Origin of the sequence: Streptomyces sp. NPDC051555 (assembly GCF_044454405.1) — a bacterium.
In the GTDB taxonomy this organism is placed as follows: Bacteria; Actinomycetota; Actinomycetes; order Streptomycetales; family Streptomycetaceae; genus Streptomyces.
On the sequence record NZ_JBITDP010000033.1, the window covers coordinates 1 to 17,281 of the forward strand.

Genomic DNA, 17,281 nt, shown 5'->3' on the forward strand with positions numbered 1-17,281 from the left:
TCAGCCACTGACGATCTGATGTCGTCCGACACGGCTGAACGAGGGGCTGGCCAACTATCGAACGAGATGGCCAACTACCGATCGAGGTCTCACCCGAGGGGACTGCCCTGCACACCGAGATCGCATATCAGTTCGGGAAATTCACCCTTCAGGGTCCGTTACGGCATCCACCCGTGCGAGGTTGTTCGGCCAACCGCCCCGCTTCACCTCGCCCAAGGGAGGGCCAGTGCCCGCCGCGTCCCACCCCAGCAAGACTCCCGCACGAATCGAACAGGCCGGGCCTGGATACCGGCCGGCGACCAAGGCCGTCCTGCTCGCACTGCGACCCGACGGACGAGTCGCGCTGCTCCGCCGGGCCCAACATCCCGACCGAGGACAACTCGACCTGGTGTGCCGTCGCCTGGAGGCCGCCGAATGGCTGGACGAAGCCGCGTGCCGAGGAGCCACCCGCACCCTGGGCATCCTCCCGGGCGTCCCGGACATCGAGCTCAGCGGACTCGTCCACTACCGCAGCGAGCACGGCGCGGGCCGCCTGGCCGCAGTCTTCGCGACGCAGCGCTGGTCCGGGGATCCGCGCAACTGCGCACCCAAGGAGTACAGCGAGGTGGTCTGGGCAGACCCGGGCGGGCCCCCGGCCGACTGCCGGCCGCTGACCCACGCCGTCCTCAACCAGTACGTCGCGGGCACCCTCTACACCTCCTTCGCCCTCCCCGAGGGCGGGACGGAAGAAGACCGGCGTGCCCGGCCGCCGAGGCTGAACGCTGGGCCGCAGTTCCCGGACCGGGGACCGGAAAGCACTGCCCGTGAAGAGACCACCAGCGCGCAAACCAATACGTGGGGGATGAAGTGAGCAAGAAGGCGAAGGGGCCGGCCCGTGCGGCGGCGGTGGTGTCGGAGTCGGAGCGGCTGCTGTTCGGCGGGGAGCTGGCCTATGACGTCGGCTGGGACCGCCACGAGGGCAACTGGTTGAAGCTGGGCTTGTGGAGCATGGCCAAGGGGTTACCCGCCATGATCGGCACCGGGCTGCGGCTCGCGCACACAGCCGACGCCCGCGCCCTGCGCGTGGTCCTGGGATCCGAGGTCAGCCGGGGCATCACCCAGGCAATCGGGCTGGTCGCCGTCAACAGCGTCCTGGTCCACATCCTGGCCGTCGGCACGACGAACGAGCGCCTCGCGCGCGCCGTGCCCGCGCTCATCGTTGTCGCGGTCACGGCGTTGCTGGGCTCGCTGCTGCGCTCGGCGTCCACCGCGGCGACCGGCGAGCTGGAGCCCAAGGTTCAGCGGGTCGCGACCGAGCGATACCTGGGCCTGGTGCACCGAGTGGAGCTCGCCGCGATCGAGGACGACGAGTTCCACCGGCTACTGGACGCCGCCCGCTACGGCGCCGACTCGGCCCGCCGCATGATCGGCTACTGCACCAACACCCTGAACTCGGGAATCTCCCTGATCGCCGCGGCCGGCGTCCTCACCGTCCTCCACCCCGCATTGATGCCCCTGTTGGTCTTGATGACGCTGCCGAGCGCATGGGGATCTCTGACCGTCTCCAAACAGCGCTACGTCTCCTTCCACGTCTTCGTCCAGCACGCCCGCGCCAGCCACCTCCTCGGCCAGCTCCTCACCCAGCGCGAAGCGGCCGCCGAAGTCCGCGTCCACGAGGTCGGCCCGTTCCTGCTGACCCACTTCCGGGAGATGGCCGAGTCCAGCGAGTGCGAGCAGACCCGCCTGGCGCGCAGTGCCGCCCGGATCGGGCTGATCGCCGATGCCGCGACCGGCATCGCGACCCTCCTGACCTACGGTGCGCTCGGCCTGCTCCTGTGGAGCGGACGCATGGACCTCGCGGTCGCTGGAACTGCGGTACTGGCCATCCGTACCGGAACCTCCAGCCTGAGCAGCCTGGTCCTGCGCACTTCCGATCTCCATCAGGAGTCCTTGTTCGTCACGGACTTCAACCGGCTCTGCGACGAGGCGAAGGCGCGGGCGATCCCGGAGAGCGGCGAGGACCTGCCGGAAAAGGTACGCGAGGTCCGCTTCGAGAACGTCACGTTCACCTACCCGGGCAGCGACGGCCAGAGCCCGGAGCCGAGCCTGCGCGAGGTATCCCTGTCCTTCCCTACCGGCAAGATCATCGCGCTCTGCGGGGCGAACGGCTCGGGCAAGACCACCCTGGTCAAGCTCCTGGCCGGGCTGCACCTCCCCGACGAGGGCGGGGGCACGATCTGGTGGGACTCAGTCGATGCGTCCAAGGCCGACCGCAACCAGATCTTCGCCCGGATCGCCCTGATGACCCAGTCGTTCTTCAGGTGGCCGTTCACGGTTCTCGTCAATATCGGCGTAGGACGGCCGACCTCACCGATCGACGACCTCGAGGTCGAGGCGGCCGCGGCCTTCTCCGGCGCCGACCGCTTCATCGCCGGCCTGCCCCGCGGTCTGGGCACGCTCCTCGGACGCGGCTTCAAGGGCGGCCAGGAAGCCTCCGGCGGCGAATGGCAGACCATCGGAATCTCACGAGCCTGGTACAAACAGGCCGAAATCCTTATCGTGGATGAGCCGACAAGTGCGCTGGACGCGGAGGCTGAGCAGCGCGCCTTCGACAAAATTCAGGCGCTCGCCGCGACTGGTCAGACGGTCGTGTTCATCACCCACCGCCTCCACTCGGTCCGCGACGCAGACCTCATCCACGTCATGAAGGACGGTCGGCTCGCCGAGTCGGGCACCTTCAACGAACTCATGGACGAGACGCCCGGTGCCAACACCGGTGAGTTCCGCCGCGCCTACCTGATCCAGGCCGCCGCGTTCGCCGACACCGTGCCCGGCCCGCGGACGGCCGCCGCGGACACCGGGGCGGAGGAACACGCATGACGCCCACATCACCCCGCCCTGTACCAGAGGGGCCCGACAGCCCGGAGGGCCGCGCGGACCGGAGCACCCGCGCCTCCTGGGACGACGTCATGCGCTGGCGGTCCCTGCACCACCTGAACACCACCCTTGCCTGCCCCAGCCCGCTCACCGGGCCGGCCACCAATTGGACTTCCGGCTCCGGCCGCCCTGATGAAGGCGGCCGACCTGTGGTGACCACCCTGCTCGACTTGAGCTCTCCGCCGGGAGGTGTCCGATGACCGCTGCCCCAGCCGGGTCCGCGGTGGCCGCCCCGCTGTGGCGGCACCGCGACTTCCGCCGGTACCTGACCGGGCAGGCCGCCAGTGTCACCGGCAGCTCGATCACCTCGATGGCGTTGCCCGTGCTGGCCGTTCTCACCCTGAACGCCACCACCGGGCAGGTCGCGCTGCTGGCGTTCATGGGCCAGCTCCCGCCCGCGCTGCTCGCCCTGCATGCCGGCGCACTGGCCGATCGCCACCCGAAACGCCGACAGATGATCATCGGGGACCTCGTCAGCGCCACCGCGCTGGTGACCCTGCCGGCGGCCGCGGCCCTGGACGTGCTGACCTTGACACATCTGATGATCGTCGCCGCCGTCCAGGGCGCCGCGGGGGTGATCCACGATGCCGCGGCGATCAGCCTGCTGCCGAGCCTGGTCGACAGGTCCCTGATCCAGCGCAGCAACTCCAGGGTGGGCGCCCTGTTCGCCGTCGCGGCCACCAGCGGAAGCAACCTGGGTGCCGCCCTGACCGCGCTGCTCGGCCCGGCCCGCGCCCTGTTGGGCGATGTCTTCTCCTACCTCATCAGCGTCTGGTGCACGACCCGGATCCAGGTCCGCGAGCCCCACCGCGCTCCGCAACCGGGCCGACGCCTCCGGAGCGAGATCAGAGAGGGCCTGCGCTACGTGGCCGCCGACCACCGGCTCGCCGTCCTCACCGCGGTCAACTCGACGACCTCCTTCGCCCTGGCCCTCGTGAACACCCTGTGGGCGCTCTACCTGCTGCGCAACCTGCAGATGAGCCCGACCGCGTTCGGCGTGGTCCTGGGCATCGGAGCTCTGGGCGCGGCCGCCGGCGCCCTGGCCGCCCCCGCACTCGCCCGACGTTATGGTCCGGGGCCGATGATGCTCGGCGCGCTGGCCCTGACCCCCTGCACGCAGATCCCCCTCCTACTCGCCGCGCCCGGCGCCACCTGGCAGGTCGTGATCGGCTGCGCCCTCGTCCTGCAGCTGGCCTGCGCCGGGGCGGCAGGGACCACACAACGTTCGATCCGGCAGATCGTCACGGAGCCGCGGATGCAGGCCCGCATGCAGGCCGTAAGCACTTGCCTGACCTCCGGCGCCCGGCCCCTGGGAGCACTACTGGCCGGTGCGATCGGCACCTGGATCGGGGTGCGGCCCGCTCTGGCGGTCGGCTCCGGCCTGCTCGTCGTACCGTTCCTCGTCCTGGCCCGCTCGCCACTGCGCGGCCTTCGGCAGATGCCCGCCACACCCGGCATCCCGGAGGCAGAACCCCCGGCAGCCGTGTCCGTCACGGCACCCGTGCCCTCCGAGGAGACCGCTCGGGCTGATTCACGAAGCGGGGAGGGAAAATGACCCAGCCGTCGCATCCAAACCCCCGCCACGTCCCGGCCGCGAACGCGGGATGTGCGAAGGGCGACCCGAAGACGCTGCCCGCCGTCCTGCTGGCGTGGGCCGTGCCCCACGTCGGGCGAACCGCCACCGTGACCGACGCCTCGCACCCGCGGACGTCGTCACAGGTGTGGCAGCTGGAGCGCGACAACGGGACCCGCTTCTATCTGAAGGTCTCACCGAGTGGGGCGGCCTTTGCTCGGGAGCGCCTTGCCTACCGCACGGCTGTACCCGCCCTCGGACATCACCGGGCGCCGCAGCTCATCGGCAGCCACCCCGGAGAACTCGCCCTGCTGTTCACCGCGGCGCCCGGCGAGCCCGTCAAAACGGTGCCCCTGTCCGCGGACGAGCAAAGGGCTGTGTACGAGCAGGCCGGAGCCCTCACCGCGCACCTTCACCAGGCAGGGGAAGCCACCGGTGACAGGTACGAGGAGGCGGTGGGTTCGTTCGAGAGGGCGGCCGGCCGCGCCCAGGAGGATGTGGCTCGGGCTGGGAAGCTACTGCGTCCCGACGAGCGGGACCTGGTCCTCGAGTCCGCTGACGGCCTTCTCCGGGTTGGCGAGGTTCCGGTCTGCCTGATCCATGGTGATAACCGGCCGCGGAACTGGCTGTGGTCCAGGCAAGACAGCCGCCTCGCGCTGATCGACTTCGAGGGATACCGGCCGGCGCCCGCCGTTGAGGACCTCGTTCATCTCGCTGCAGGTGCCTGGAGCGATGCCCTCGGTCTGCGGGATGCATTCCTCCACGGCTTCGGGCGCCCACTGACCGGACGCGAGGAAGTCGCCCTTCGGTATCTGGCCGCTCTGGATGCCGTGAGCGGCCTGATCCGGGGCCAGGGCTCCGACGACGACTTCCTGACGGCACGCGCCCGCCGGACCCTGAACCTGCTCATCCAGGAGGGTCACCCATGACCTGAACGGGGATCCCCCCGGCCCGTCCTGCCCCGCCCACCGCGGGACCAAAACTCGTCAGCCCCCCACTCCTTGCGAGGTCACTTTGCCGCCTTCCGACGCCCACATCCGCGATGTCCTCACCGCCTACCTCGCCCGCAACCCCGACGAAGTGGCTCAGCTGGCCGACCTGGCCCAGGCGCTGGAGACGGGCGGCGAGCTCACGAGTCGAAGCACGCTACCCGGTCACATCACGTGCAGCGCGATCGTCATCGACTCGAACAGCCGCGTCCTGCACGTGCATCACAACGCCAGCGGGAAGGTACTGACCCCTGGCGGACACGTCGAGCGCGACGACCGCACCCTGTTTGAGGCAGCCCTTCGCGAGGTCCACGAGGAGACTGGGATCCCGCCCCGCGCCCTGTGTGCCACCGCCGCGTACGGGCACGAACCCTTCGACATCGACGTGCACGACATTCCCGCCAACCCGGCCAAGGACGAGAAGCCGCACCGGCACTACGACATCCGCTTCGTGTACCACCTCGTCGACGGCCCCGTCGACATCGTGCTCCAGCCCGAGGAAGTCTCCGGCGTGGAATGGCGTGCCTTCGAGGACGTGACGGCGCCGACCCTTCGCGCCAAGCTCCTGGCCTCTGGTCTCGACGGCCAGATCACGCCGGTGAACGCCTCCACCTTGATCCACGACGGCCGGGGACAGTACCTCCTTCATCTTCGCGATGACGTCCCGGACATTTGGGAGCCCGGTTCCTGGTCCCTGCTGGGCGGCGGCCGCGAGGCGGGGGACGTCTCGCTGGAGGCCACGGCCCGCCGGGAACTGTGGGAGGAAGCCGGCCTCGCCCTGTCCATGGTGGAGCCCTTCGCCGTGGAGCAGGCCACCGGCACCAACGGCATGACCGTCCCCGTCCAGATCTTCAGCGGCCAGTGGACCGGCGACCCGGCCGCGCTCGACCTCCAGGAAGGGGTCATGCTCGCCTGGTTCCACCCCGAGACGATGACCCGACTCAGGATGAGCCCCTCCACCCTCGACCTCGTACGCCGCCACGCGGCAACCCCCGCAGTCGCCGTCCACGTCGGCAACGGGCAGGCGGCCGTCGGAGAGCAGCGCGCGCCATCACGGGCCGGCAGCAGCAGCGTCCCGCACATCGTCGGTGTCCACCTCTACCTCCAGCGCGAGGAGGACGGGAAGGTCCTCCTCGGGCTCCGTCACCCCGACTCTGCGTACGCCGCCTCCACGCACCATCTCCTCGCAGGCCACTGCGAGCAGGAGTCTGCGGTGGCCGGCATCGTGCGGGAAGCCGAGGAGGAGGCAGGGCTGCTGATCGACCCGGACGATGTCGAACTCGTCCACGTGGTCCACATGGTCGACGCGCCCGGAGCCCAACCGCGGATGGGACTGGTCCTTCGCGCTCACCGGTGGCAGGGCACACCCGAGGTCCGCGAACCCGATCGCTGCACGTCATGGGGATGGTTCGACCCGACCCGGCTTCCCGAACCCATCGTCCCGTACACGGCGGCCGCCATCGCCGGCATCCAGGCCGGAAGGAGCTACACCGAGCTCGGCTGGGCCTGACCCCCGACCCGCCCCGAACTGTCCCCTACTTCCGGGAGGAACTCCCATGCCCGAAGCCGCCCACGCAGGCCGAACCGAGGTGGTCGTGCCGCACCAGAACACCGGGCTGCCGGCGGATCCGGTGGAAGCCCGGGCGGCGATGGTCGCCCGTCTCGAAGACGAAGGAGCCCTTCACCCGGGCCCGGTACGCGATGTGCTGCTGGAGTTACCCCGTGAGGTGGTGATGCCGCAGGGGTACGCCCGGCGCACGGCCCTGGAGGAGCTGCCGGTGCAGTGGCAGCTGCTGGACTGGTCGGTGCCCGCGGACCGGCCGGAGTACCTCGAGGTCCTGTACTGCGGGGAGAGCGTTCTGGTCCAGCACGAAGGCGAGCCCATGCTCGGGCGGACCGCCGGGTTGCGGCAGACGGGCGGCACGATGACGTCGATGTCCAGCGGGATGTTCATGACCGCAGTGCTGATGGAGCAGCTTCAGCTGCGGCCCGGGTTGCGGGTCGCGGACATCGGCACCGGGGCCGCGGTGACTTGCGCGATCATCTCCAGCATCTGCGGGGACCAGCACGTGGTCTCCATCGACCGCGACCCGCACGTCACCGAGGCTGCCCGCCACCACCTCGCCGCCCTCGGCCTGCATCCCACGCTCGTCACCGGCGACGGCGAGGCCGGGTGGCCGGACCGGGCCCCCTTCGACCGGATCTTCGCCTCCTACTCCCTGACCCGCGTACCCGCAGCCTGGCTGGAGCAGCTCGCCCCGGACGGTACTGCGCTGCTCCACCTGACCACCGGCTCGCCGTCCTGGCCCGCACTGGCCGTCATCTCCAAGGGGCTTGCCGGGCAGGTCACCGGTGAACTCCGGCCGGTCCGCTACGGTCACCGCGCCGGCCACGGCCTGGACTGGATCTTCCTCAAGAAGTCCCTCCGGGACCGGATTGAAGCACGCGAGAGCGCCACCCTCACCCACAGCCGCCAAGCCCCGCCCCCGGACACCGCACGCGGCTTCTGGCTCGCCCTCAACTTCCTCAACCCGGGACTGGTGCGCAACGGAGGCGCCGAGGACCTGGTCATCGGCGCGCCCGCGTGCGGATCCTGGGTCGCCGCCCGCCCCGACAGCACGGCGACGGGTAGCTGGGAGGTCGCCTCTGCCGGTCCACGGGACATCTGGGAGGAGATCCAGCACACCGCGAGCCGCTGGGCGGCAGCCGGATCCCCCGGCGCCTACCGGCTCGACTTCGCAGCCGATGGCCAACAGCAGCTGAGCGGTGGAGCAGGCCGCGGCGAGCTGCTCTGGACCCTGCCCGCCATGACCATTCCGGCCCCGTGACCTCGCCAGCCCCCGAACTGATCCGTACAACGCCCGCCACCAGGAGGTCCTCATGACCAAGCCGTCCAGCTCCACGCCTCGTACGGGGCGCTGCCAGTGCGGGAACATCCAGTTCACGGTCGCCGGGGAGGACGATTACGTCCACCTGTGCAGCTGCGAGGATTGCCAGTCCCTGTCCGGCGGCCCGGTGATGTCCTGGGTCTCCTTCCCCCTGGCCGGTCTGAAGTGGACCGGCGCCGGCGGTGAGCCGACCTGGCACTACACATGGCCGGACTCCCGCCGGGGCTTCTGCCCGAGGTGCGGCTCCCAGCTGTGTGCGCTCGATGACGGAGCGGACAGCATCGCGATCACCCTGTCGGCGCTGGGAAACCCCGACGACCTGATCCCGGTCAACCAGAGCTACCGCGGGAACGCGGTGCCGTGGCTGGCACCCGTTCCCGACACACGCACCCTGTGACCCCGTTCGCTTCGGCACGGCATACGCCGCCGCGCCCCCGCAGCTGCCACCCGCTTCTGTGCGCCGCACGTCCGTTGATCGGAGAGACACGTTGAGCGTGTTCGACTCGTTGGCTACCGACTACAACCGCTACCGGCCCAGCCTTCCTGACCCGGTGGTCCAGCTCTTGGCCGCCACCTTGGACGGCGTTCGCGCGCCCAAAGTGGTGGACCTCGGTGCGGGAACGGGGCAGGTCGCCCTCGCCCTGCTCCCCGTCCTGCCCGCCGACTCCCGCATCGACCTCGTCGACCGGGACGCGGGCATGCTCACCACAGCCATCGAGGTCTTGCGCCCGGAGCTGGGGCAGCGGAGCGCGATCGCGCACGTGGTCGCGGCGGAGGAGTTCACCCCGGTCGTCGACGGCGACCAGGCCGACTTGATCACGATCTGCCGCGCCTTCCATTGGATGGACCGACCTGCGGTCCTGGCCATGGCCGACCGGGTGGCCGCGCCTACCGCTGCCGTGGCCGTCATGGGCGACGGCAGCCTCTGGACGCATGAAGCGGACTGGACGTCCGCCTTGAAGGACCTCATCCGCTCCCACCTCGGGCCGGAGCGCCGCGCCGGCACCACCGGCGCCTACAAGGAGGCCGGCCGACGCTACGAGGACGACCTCGCGCAGTCGCCGTTCAGCGCGGTCACCGAGCACCGGTTCCCTCTCACCCGGATGTGGACCCCGGATCACGTGGTCGGCTACCTGCGCTCCACCAGCTTCGCCCGGCAAGACCTGTTCACCGATCACGCCCGCTTCGAGGAACAGGCCCGGGACCTGCTCGAGGCACACGCGCAGGACGGGCTGCTGTCCGAGGAGTTGGATTTCACGGTGCTCCTCGCGCGCCGTCCCGGGGCCGTACGGTGAGCGGCGGGGAGCGGCACACTGTGCCGGTCGACGTCCACCTGATCCTGCGCCGGGACGGTGAGGCGGGGCCCGAGGTCCTGCTGTCACGGCGGGCCGGCCCGGTGTACGCGTCAGGGCTCTACCACTGCCCGTCGGGACATCTGGATCCAGACGAGGACATGGTCGAGGCCGTGATTAGGGAGGCACGCGAGGAGACCGGCGTCCTCATCGATCCCGAGGACGTCACCGTGGCCGTGATCGTCCACCACCAACCGCCCGTCGGTGCCGGGAGCCGCTTTGGCGTGTTCTTCGAGGTCCGCCGGTGGTCGGGACAGCCGACCGTGATGGAGCCGGACCGGTGCGACGACATGGGCTGGTACCCGCTGGAGGGCGGGCTGCCGGAGCCGATGGTGGCGTACTGCCGGGCCGGACTGGACGCCTACCGTGCCGGGCTGCCCGCAGCCGTCCACTTCCAGAAACCGGGCGACCCGATCCCCTACGCAGCCCAGGGCCCCGACCGGACTCTCCTCCTGCCCGGCCCACCGGTCGACGGACCCGGACTCCCGCACCAACTGCGGGAGTTCGCCGAGCGGGCCGTGGGCCGGATCACCGGAGCCGAGGACGTTTCCTGGGTCCGGACCGGGAGCAGGGTCTGGCGCATCACCGGCGCCGGTGGCGGTACCTGGTACCTCAAGCGGCACCGGGGGACCAAGTTCCATGACAGGGAGGTGGCCGCGCTCCGGGCCTGGGCTCCGGTACTCGGCGCGAAGGCCCCGCGGCTCGTCGCGGCCGACATCCAGGCGCAGGCAATCGTGATCACGGCGCTCACCGGCCGACCGCTGCACGGCATGGCCTTGGACCCGGCGACTGAGGCGCAGGTCCAGCACGGTCTGGGCCGCCTGGTCGCCGCCCTGCACGGCGCCGCCCCCGAACGGCCCGCCGGCCCTTCACCGGCGCTGGGCAAGATCCAGCGACACCTGAAAGCGGCCGGACCGCACCTGAACGCCGGCGACGAGGACCTGGTCCTCACTCTGGCCAGCGCGTACGCGGACCTGCCCGCGCCTCTCGCGGTGCCGACACACGGGGACCTGCAGTACCGCAACGTCCTGATCAGCGACGACGGCGATCAGCTGCTACTGGATTTCGAGCGCTCTGAGTATGCCTCCGCCACTCGGGACATGGTGCGGCTCTCCGATACCTGGACCGGCAGAGATGACCTGAAGGCCGCGTTCCTGGACGGGTACGGCCGTCTCCTCGACCCGGACGAGGAGCTGCGCCTGGACTGCGAAGCGGCCTTCGACGCGGTCTCCGGCATCGCCTACGGCATGGCCCACGGCGACCCCGAGGTCACCGAACGCGGACGCCGGACCCTGCTGCGCCTCCACACCGCCCGCCGCCGGCAACCCCGACCGGAGCCCCGCTCTCGAGGAAGGAACACGGAATGACCCAACCCCGCCTGGCCACACCCGCCGACGCGGCAGAGATCTCCCGCCTGCGCTCGGAGAACATCCTGTCCGAGCCCCTGGACCCGCTCTGGCTGGACCGGTGCACCGACCAGCTCGCCGAACGCCTCGCACCCGAAGGCGACGCACGCGCCTACGTGATCGACACCTCCGACGGCCGCCTGGCCAGCTGCGCCCTCGGTCTCGTCCACAAGGTCCTGCCCGCCCCCAAGTACCCCAAGGGGCTGGCCGTACGGATCCACGCGGTGGCCACCGACCCCGATCGCCGGCGCCGCGGCCACGCCAAGGCCGCGCTCACCGCGCTCCTGGACCACCTGGAAGCCGAAGGGGTCACCCTCTACGAGCTGTACGCGAACGAGGGCTCGACCCCGCTCTACGAAGGGCTCGGCTTCACGAGTGATCGGATGCTGATGCGGATGACCCGCTTCGCCGCCCCGCTCGACGGGAGGACATCGTGAGCGGGACTTGGCTGCCTCCGGAGGAGTTCGCGGCGACGCTCCCCAAGGCCACGGTCTTCGGCGCGGTGTTCTTCACGGACGAGGCCGACCGGCCCGTCCATCTCCGCGCCACCTACACCACTACCCATCCGTGGCAGTGGCCGGGCGGGATCGCGGAAGCCGGGGAGCGGCCCTGGCAGACCGCGGTACGCGAATGCCGGGAGGAGACGGCTCTGGAATTGGCTGGACCCCCGCGGCTGCTCGCCGCCGTGTTCGGACTGCCTGGAGCCGCATGGCCACTGAACACGGTCGGCTTCGTGTTCGACGGCGGCCGGCTCACCGCGGCGCAGCTCGAAGGGATCGTGCTGGACCCGGCCGAGCACGACGAGGTCCGGGCGCTTGCGGTAGCCGACTGGGAACCGCTCATGCCCGGCCGGGACTTCACCCGCCTTCAAGCGGTCGTGGCCGCCCGTGAGACGGGCGTGCCCGTGTACTTCGACGCCTGGGACTGGGAGACGTAGATGAGCATCGTGCTGATGTCCGACCCGAAGGTGGCCGCGATCCCCGTCGTCGACAACGACGAACGGCTGACCGATATCCGCGCCAACGGGCACTTCCTGGTCGACGATCGTCGCTGCGACGCGGCAGGAGCTTTCGCCCTGCTCCGCTCCGGCGTCGTGGACCGGCTCCTGCACGCCCAGGAGCTTCTGCCGGAGGGGCTGCGCCTGCTGATCGTCGAGGGGTACCGGCCGCCGAACCTGCAGAAGCAGTATTTCCAGCAGTACACCGAGCAGCTCCGTGCGGCCTACCCGTCCTGGACGGTGGAGGAACTGCGGGCAGGGGCGAGCCGGTACGTCTCACCGCCGGAGATCGCCCCGCACAGCGCGGGCGCGGCCGTCGATCTGACCCTCGTCGACGCGGACGGCTCCGAGCTGGACATGGGCACCCGCATCAATGCGACCCCTGAGGAGAGCGCGGGCGCCTGCTACACGCTCGCCGACACCATCACCCGCCAGGCCCGGCTCCACCGAACCATCCTCAGCGACGCCCTGACCGGCGCGGGCCTCGTGAACTACGGCTGTGAATTTTGGCACTGGAGCTTCGGAGACCGGTACTGGGCCCTGATGTCGGGCCGCTCGACCGCCCTGTACGGACCGACCGTCCCGCACCCGGCCTGACCTCCCTGAACACCCTGCCGAAGGAGCACCCCGCACATGAGTACCCCACCCACCAAGCTGGCCTGGCACGACCACTACGACCGCGGCCGTGACTTCAAGCCGCTGACCGACGAGGAGACGGCCGTCCTCCACCACCACCTGGCCCTCCCCCCGGACACTACGGACGCCGCGGCCCTGGACGTGGGCTGCGGGACCGGTGAGGTAGCCCGGCTGCTGGCGGAATTCGGATACCGGGTCGACGCGGTGGACTGGGCGGAGGCCGCCGTCGAGCGCGCCGGAGCCAACCCGTCGCAGGCCATCACCTACCACCAGCTCGACGTCACCAGTGGCGACCTCTCCTCCCTCAACCCGGGGGGCGAGGGGTTCCGGGTCATCACGCTGCGCCGGACCCTGGCCCACCTGCCCGACCGGAGTCGCACCGTCGCCGAACTCGCAGCCCTCCTTCAGCCCGAGGGCACGTTGTGCGTGATCACCCCGCACGCCGACCGATTCCCGGAGAAGCTGCGCGGGATCTGCCTGGACGACGCCGAGATCGACCTGCTCTGCGACGGCTGGGAGCACATCGAGCGCGTCGAGGCTGGCGACTCCACGGTCCTGCTGCTGCGCGGCCCGAAGACCGGAGCCGTCGCCTACGAAGAGAAGCGGACACCGAAGCCGGCCGCGATGGCCGGCGTCGCGGTCGTCGTCACCAACGCCCACGGGCAGCTCCTCCTCGGCTGGAACAACGCCCGCTCCATGTGGGAGCTCCCGGCCGGGAAAGTCGAGCCGGGTGAGCCGTTCCAGGTCACGGCGGTAAGGGAGTTGGAGGAGGAATCGGGGCTGGTCGCGCTCCCGGAGACGGTGGTGCTGCTGGGTACCCTGTGCGACGCTACCCACGGGGGTTTCACCCGCGTCACCGAGGTCGCCCGGATCACCGACTACACCAGCGAGCCTGCGATGCGGGAGCCCGAACTGTCCCGGTGGGAATGGCACAACCTGTCCGACCTGCGGAGCCTGCCGCAACCGCTGTTCACGGCCAGTGCCCAGGCCGTGAACGTCGTCTGGCCCGGCGTGCTGCCCGACGTGCCGGCCGCGCACCACACCCCGCGCCCCGCCGGCACCGTCACGCTCAGGTTCGGTGAGCCGCAGAGCACCCTTCGGCTGCGCGAGCAGCTCGTGCGGGAGCTGACCGAGGCAGGCTGGACCGACACCGCCGACCTCCAGCGGGCCTTCGCGGCCGTGCCCCGCCACGCCTTCCTGCCCGAGCAGCCCCTGGACCGGGCGTACGCCAACGAGGCTGTGGTGACCGTCTTCGACGAGGCGACCGGTCGGTCGATGAGCTCGGTGTCCCAGCCCGAGATGCAGGCCCTCATGCTCCGGGAAGCCGGTCTGGGGCCGGGAGACCGGGTACTGGAGATCGGGGGCGGCGGCTACAACGCGTGCCTGGCCGCCGAACTCGTCGGTTCGACCGGGTCGGTGCTCTGCGTGGAGATCGACCCCTACGTCCACGCCCGCACCGAGCGGTTCCTGTCCGAGACCGGATACGCGGACCGGGTCAAGCTCGTCCTCGGCGACGGCACCCACGGAGCCCCCGGAGCGCTCGTTCCGGCGGAGGGCTTCGACGCGATCATGGTCACGGTCGCCGCGAACGACGTCCCGGCGGCCTGGCGCGACCAGCTCGCCGAAGGCGGGCACCTGGTCCTGCCGTTGCGGATCGGCGGGTTCACCCGCGCCCTCGGGCTCCGCAAACGGGCCGGCCGGCTGCACTCAGCCGGCATCAGCTCCTGCGGGTTCGTTCCGATGCAGGGTGACGGGACGTGGGACGAAGCACCGGACCCGATCGGTGAGAGCTGCTACGGGATCCGCTGGGAGGACACCGCGCCTTCCCCGCTCGACGGCCTCGACCGGGCCCTCACCGCGGCGGGGAGGGACGTGCGGACCGGGGTGACCGTAGCCGAGAACGAGTCCTTCGAACACCTCCAGCTGTGGCTAGCGACCTCCCTGCCCGGGTTCTGTCGCCTGACGGGAGACCGCGAGCAGGCCGGCCCGATCCGGCTGCTTAAGAGCATGGACCTCATGGCGATGGTGTCCGGGGGGTCCCTGGCCTGCGTGGTGGTGGAGCGCCGCGAACACGACGAGCACGTTGGTGAGCCCCTGTGGGAGTTCCGCGTACAGGGCTTCGGCCCCGACGGCAAGACCGCCGCCGACACGATGGCCGACGCGGTTCACGTCTGGGACCGAGAACTGCGCGGCCGGGCCACTCCCGCGCTGACCATCCTGCCCGCAAGCACCCCCGATAGTGCGCTGCCCGCCGGCGACGTCGTCGAGAAGCGGCAGTCGCGCATCGTGGCCAGCTGGCGCGGGCGTGACGGCGCCACCAGCCGAGGCGTTGGGCAGGACAGGGGAGGGGAAGGGGGCAATGGGCGGTGATCATCTGGATCAACGGGGCGTTCGGGGCCGGCACGTCGACGTTGGACCAGCCACCTCACCCCTCGGCAGACCCTCCAAACGGTACTCACCCGCCTCCCGGATTCCCCTTGAACAGCCGCGACCAGACCGGAGATCCGCGCCGTGACCACCCCTGTGTCCTCCCGTGCTGTTCGGCTCGGGACTCGCCCAAGCCCCATGGCGATGGAGCAGACCGGACGCTTCGCCGACGCCTTCCGCACCCATCACCCAGGTATCACCCTCGACGTTCAAGCAGGGCTACAGCTCCTCGCTGCGGGCGCCGCCAACCTCCTCACCACAACACCCTGACCGCCCCGCGGGGCCCGGCCACTGCCGGGCCCGTCCCTCTGGAGCTCACGATCGACGCATTGTTCGCCCCACCCCGCACCCGGACTGAGCAGCACCGGATGCGCCACGCCCACCAGCAGGCTGCGCACACCCTGCTGCTCACCTCCCCCTCCGGGCCCGAAGCCTGGGGATGGCAAGGCCGCACCCTCAGCCGCCGATGCGGCGACCGTTGGCTGCGCGTCGTCTCCCAGCCCCTCAATAAGCCCACCGGCCACCTCTGGGACGGCACCTCGACCGCCGAAGCCCAGCTGCCTCGCAGCATTCCTCGCCCACGTCTCCTGGACATGCTGGAGTGGACCGCCGGCGGATACCGCTATCGCGCTGAGCTCTCCGAGCTCGTGCCATGGCCCGTCCTCCAAACCGGTGGCCCCGTCCTGACCCGCGAGGTGGACCTTCCCGACAGTTGGTGGGCGGAACTGAACGCGGCCCTGAACACGCTCGCGGCCGTCCCCACCACCCGGCAGGCCGTCCGCCAGCAGTGGGTCGACAAGAACTTCCCCGTCTACCTCGGCATTCCCCCAGTGCAGATCACCGACTGGGTCACCGGACACGCGGACCTCCATTGGGCCAACCTCTGCGGGCCGCCCCTCGCCGCACTCGACTGGGAATCTTGGGGTCTGGTCCCTGCTGGGTACGACGCCGGCCTCCTGTACGCGTACAGCCTGTGTGCCCCCGCGACCGCCGCGCGCGTCCGCTTGGCGTTCGCGCACGTCCTCGACACACCCGGGGGACGGATCGGGGAACTCGTCGCGCTCGCCCAGCTCCTCCAGGTTGTCTCGCGGGGCCACCACGGCGACATCGCCGAGACGATCACGGCTCGCGTGGAACACATCACCGGGCTACGTGTCCCGCGACCTTCACCGCCACCGGAACCGCTCCGCGGGATTGACTGACCGACGCGGCCAGCCGTGGCCGGCGCCGCGTCCAGGCCCGGCAAGCGCAACGCGGGTCGCTGTGCCGCCCGATCCCTTGGCTGCCACCTGCAACAGACCGGAGCCGTCCATGTCCGCACCCAGCACCCTCGCCTTCTACGCCCACCCCGACGACGAGGCCCTTGTTGCCGGAGGGACCCTCGCCAAGCACGCCGCTGCCGACGCACGGACCGGTGTGGTCACCGCCACCTGGGCCGCCGGAAGCCATCGCGCGACCGAACTCGCCGACGCCCTCAAGATCCTGGGGGCGGGGGGACCGCGGATGCTTGGGTACGCCGACCTCGAAGTCCCCGAATCGGCACCAGGCCGGCCCCGGTTCTGCGACGCCCCGTTGGAGGAGACCGTGGGGGATGTCGTGACCCACATCCGCTCCTTCCAGCCGCAGATCCTCATCAGTCACGACGCCTACGGCTCCTCCGGGCACCCGGACCACGTACACACCCACCGGGTCATGCTCCTCGCCGCGCACGCCGCCGGACTCGCGGACCTCTACCCGGACGCCGGCCCCGCGTGGCAGCCCACCGCCCTGTATCTCTCCGCGCACCCCGCCTCGGCGAGCACGCTCTTGGTCGGGGTCCTCGCAGGTGTCGGCAAACGCCTGTGGACGGTCCCGGACGAGATGATCAGTGTGGCGGTGGACGTCCGGCCGTGGGCGGATCGCAAGTGGGCGGCGATCCGGGCCCATCGATCGGAAGCCGCCCGCAGCCGCTCTCTTCCAGCCCTGCTGAGCCAGCTACCGGCCGCTGAGCGGGAAGCGGTACTCGGCACGGAGTACTTCATCCGCCGCGACCTCGGAAACACCACCGTAACCCTCAGTGAACTGACTCCCTGAACGTCCAGTTGAGCCGCCTAGCGC

Annotated in this window: 15 protein-coding genes; all 15 read left to right on the forward strand. The window is 70.6% G+C overall.

Translation table 11 applies throughout. The annotated features are described in order from the left end of the window. The first annotated feature begins 226 nt into the window (after positions 1-226). The 15 genes from ACIBEA_RS39000 (at position 227) to ACIBEA_RS39070 (ending at position 17,257) form a co-directional block, all read left to right on the forward strand. Positions 227-850, forward strand: coding sequence for an NUDIX domain-containing protein (locus ACIBEA_RS39000; RefSeq protein WP_399268218.1), 624 nt, complete (start codon positions 227-229; stop codon positions 848-850). Between the two features lie 137 nt (positions 851-987). After that, positions 988-2,859: an ABC transporter ATP-binding protein gene (locus ACIBEA_RS39005; RefSeq protein WP_399268346.1), complete on the forward strand. Its 1,872-nt coding sequence runs from the start codon at positions 988-990 to the stop codon at positions 2,857-2,859. Between the two features lie 253 nt (positions 2,860-3,112). Then, entirely contained in the window at positions 3,113-4,471 is a 1,359-nt protein-coding gene (locus tag ACIBEA_RS39010; RefSeq protein ID WP_399268220.1) for an MFS transporter, read from the forward strand. After that, entirely contained in the window at positions 4,468-5,418 is a 951-nt protein-coding gene (locus ACIBEA_RS39015; protein WP_399268222.1) for a phosphotransferase enzyme family protein, read from the forward strand. The genes ACIBEA_RS39010 and ACIBEA_RS39015 overlap by 4 nt, the downstream gene beginning before the upstream one ends. Before the next feature lie 85 nt (positions 5,419-5,503). Beyond that, positions 5,504-6,988: an NUDIX hydrolase gene (locus tag ACIBEA_RS39020; RefSeq protein WP_399268224.1), complete on the forward strand. Its 1,485-nt coding sequence runs from the start codon at positions 5,504-5,506 to the stop codon at positions 6,986-6,988. 46 nt (positions 6,989-7,034) lie between these two features. Further along, positions 7,035-8,306, forward strand: a complete 1,272-nt coding sequence (locus ACIBEA_RS39025; RefSeq protein ID WP_399268226.1) for a methyltransferase domain-containing protein — start codon at positions 7,035-7,037, stop codon at positions 8,304-8,306. Between the two features lie 52 nt (positions 8,307-8,358). After that, positions 8,359-8,763: a GFA family protein gene (locus ACIBEA_RS39030; RefSeq protein ID WP_399268228.1), complete on the forward strand. Its 405-nt coding sequence runs from the start codon at positions 8,359-8,361 to the stop codon at positions 8,761-8,763. A gap of 97 nt (positions 8,764-8,860) precedes the next feature. Beyond that, positions 8,861-9,661: a class I SAM-dependent methyltransferase gene (locus ACIBEA_RS39035; RefSeq protein WP_399268348.1), complete on the forward strand. Its 801-nt coding sequence runs from the start codon at positions 8,861-8,863 to the stop codon at positions 9,659-9,661. 20 nt (positions 9,662-9,681) lie between these two features. Continuing rightward, positions 9,682-11,085, forward strand: a complete 1,404-nt coding sequence (locus ACIBEA_RS39040; protein ID WP_399268230.1) for a phosphotransferase — start codon at positions 9,682-9,684, stop codon at positions 11,083-11,085. Next, a complete protein-coding gene (locus ACIBEA_RS39045; protein WP_399268232.1) occupies positions 11,082-11,561 on the forward strand; it encodes a GNAT family N-acetyltransferase in 480 nt (159 codons plus the stop codon). The genes ACIBEA_RS39040 and ACIBEA_RS39045 overlap by 4 nt, the downstream gene beginning before the upstream one ends. Beyond that, positions 11,558-12,061: an NUDIX domain-containing protein gene (locus ACIBEA_RS39050; protein ID WP_399268234.1), complete on the forward strand. Its 504-nt coding sequence runs from the start codon at positions 11,558-11,560 to the stop codon at positions 12,059-12,061. The genes ACIBEA_RS39045 and ACIBEA_RS39050 overlap by 4 nt, the downstream gene beginning before the upstream one ends. Continuing rightward, positions 12,062-12,718, forward strand: a complete 657-nt coding sequence (locus ACIBEA_RS39055) for a M15 family metallopeptidase (RefSeq protein WP_399268236.1) — start codon at positions 12,062-12,064, stop codon at positions 12,716-12,718. A gap of 36 nt (positions 12,719-12,754) precedes the next feature. Then, the gene (gene fxlM, locus ACIBEA_RS39060; protein ID WP_399268238.1) at positions 12,755-15,127 is read left to right on the forward strand and encodes a methyltransferase, FxLD system; all 2,373 of its coding nucleotides are present in this window, start codon (positions 12,755-12,757) and stop codon (positions 15,125-15,127) included. 386 nt (positions 15,128-15,513) lie between these two features. Beyond that, entirely contained in the window at positions 15,514-16,386 is an 873-nt protein-coding gene (locus tag ACIBEA_RS39065) for a hypothetical protein (protein ID WP_399268240.1), read from the forward strand. A gap of 109 nt (positions 16,387-16,495) precedes the next feature. Continuing rightward, positions 16,496-17,257, forward strand: coding sequence for a PIG-L deacetylase family protein (locus tag ACIBEA_RS39070; protein ID WP_399268242.1), 762 nt, complete (start codon positions 16,496-16,498; stop codon positions 17,255-17,257). Positions 17,258-17,281: the final 24 nt, after the last annotated feature.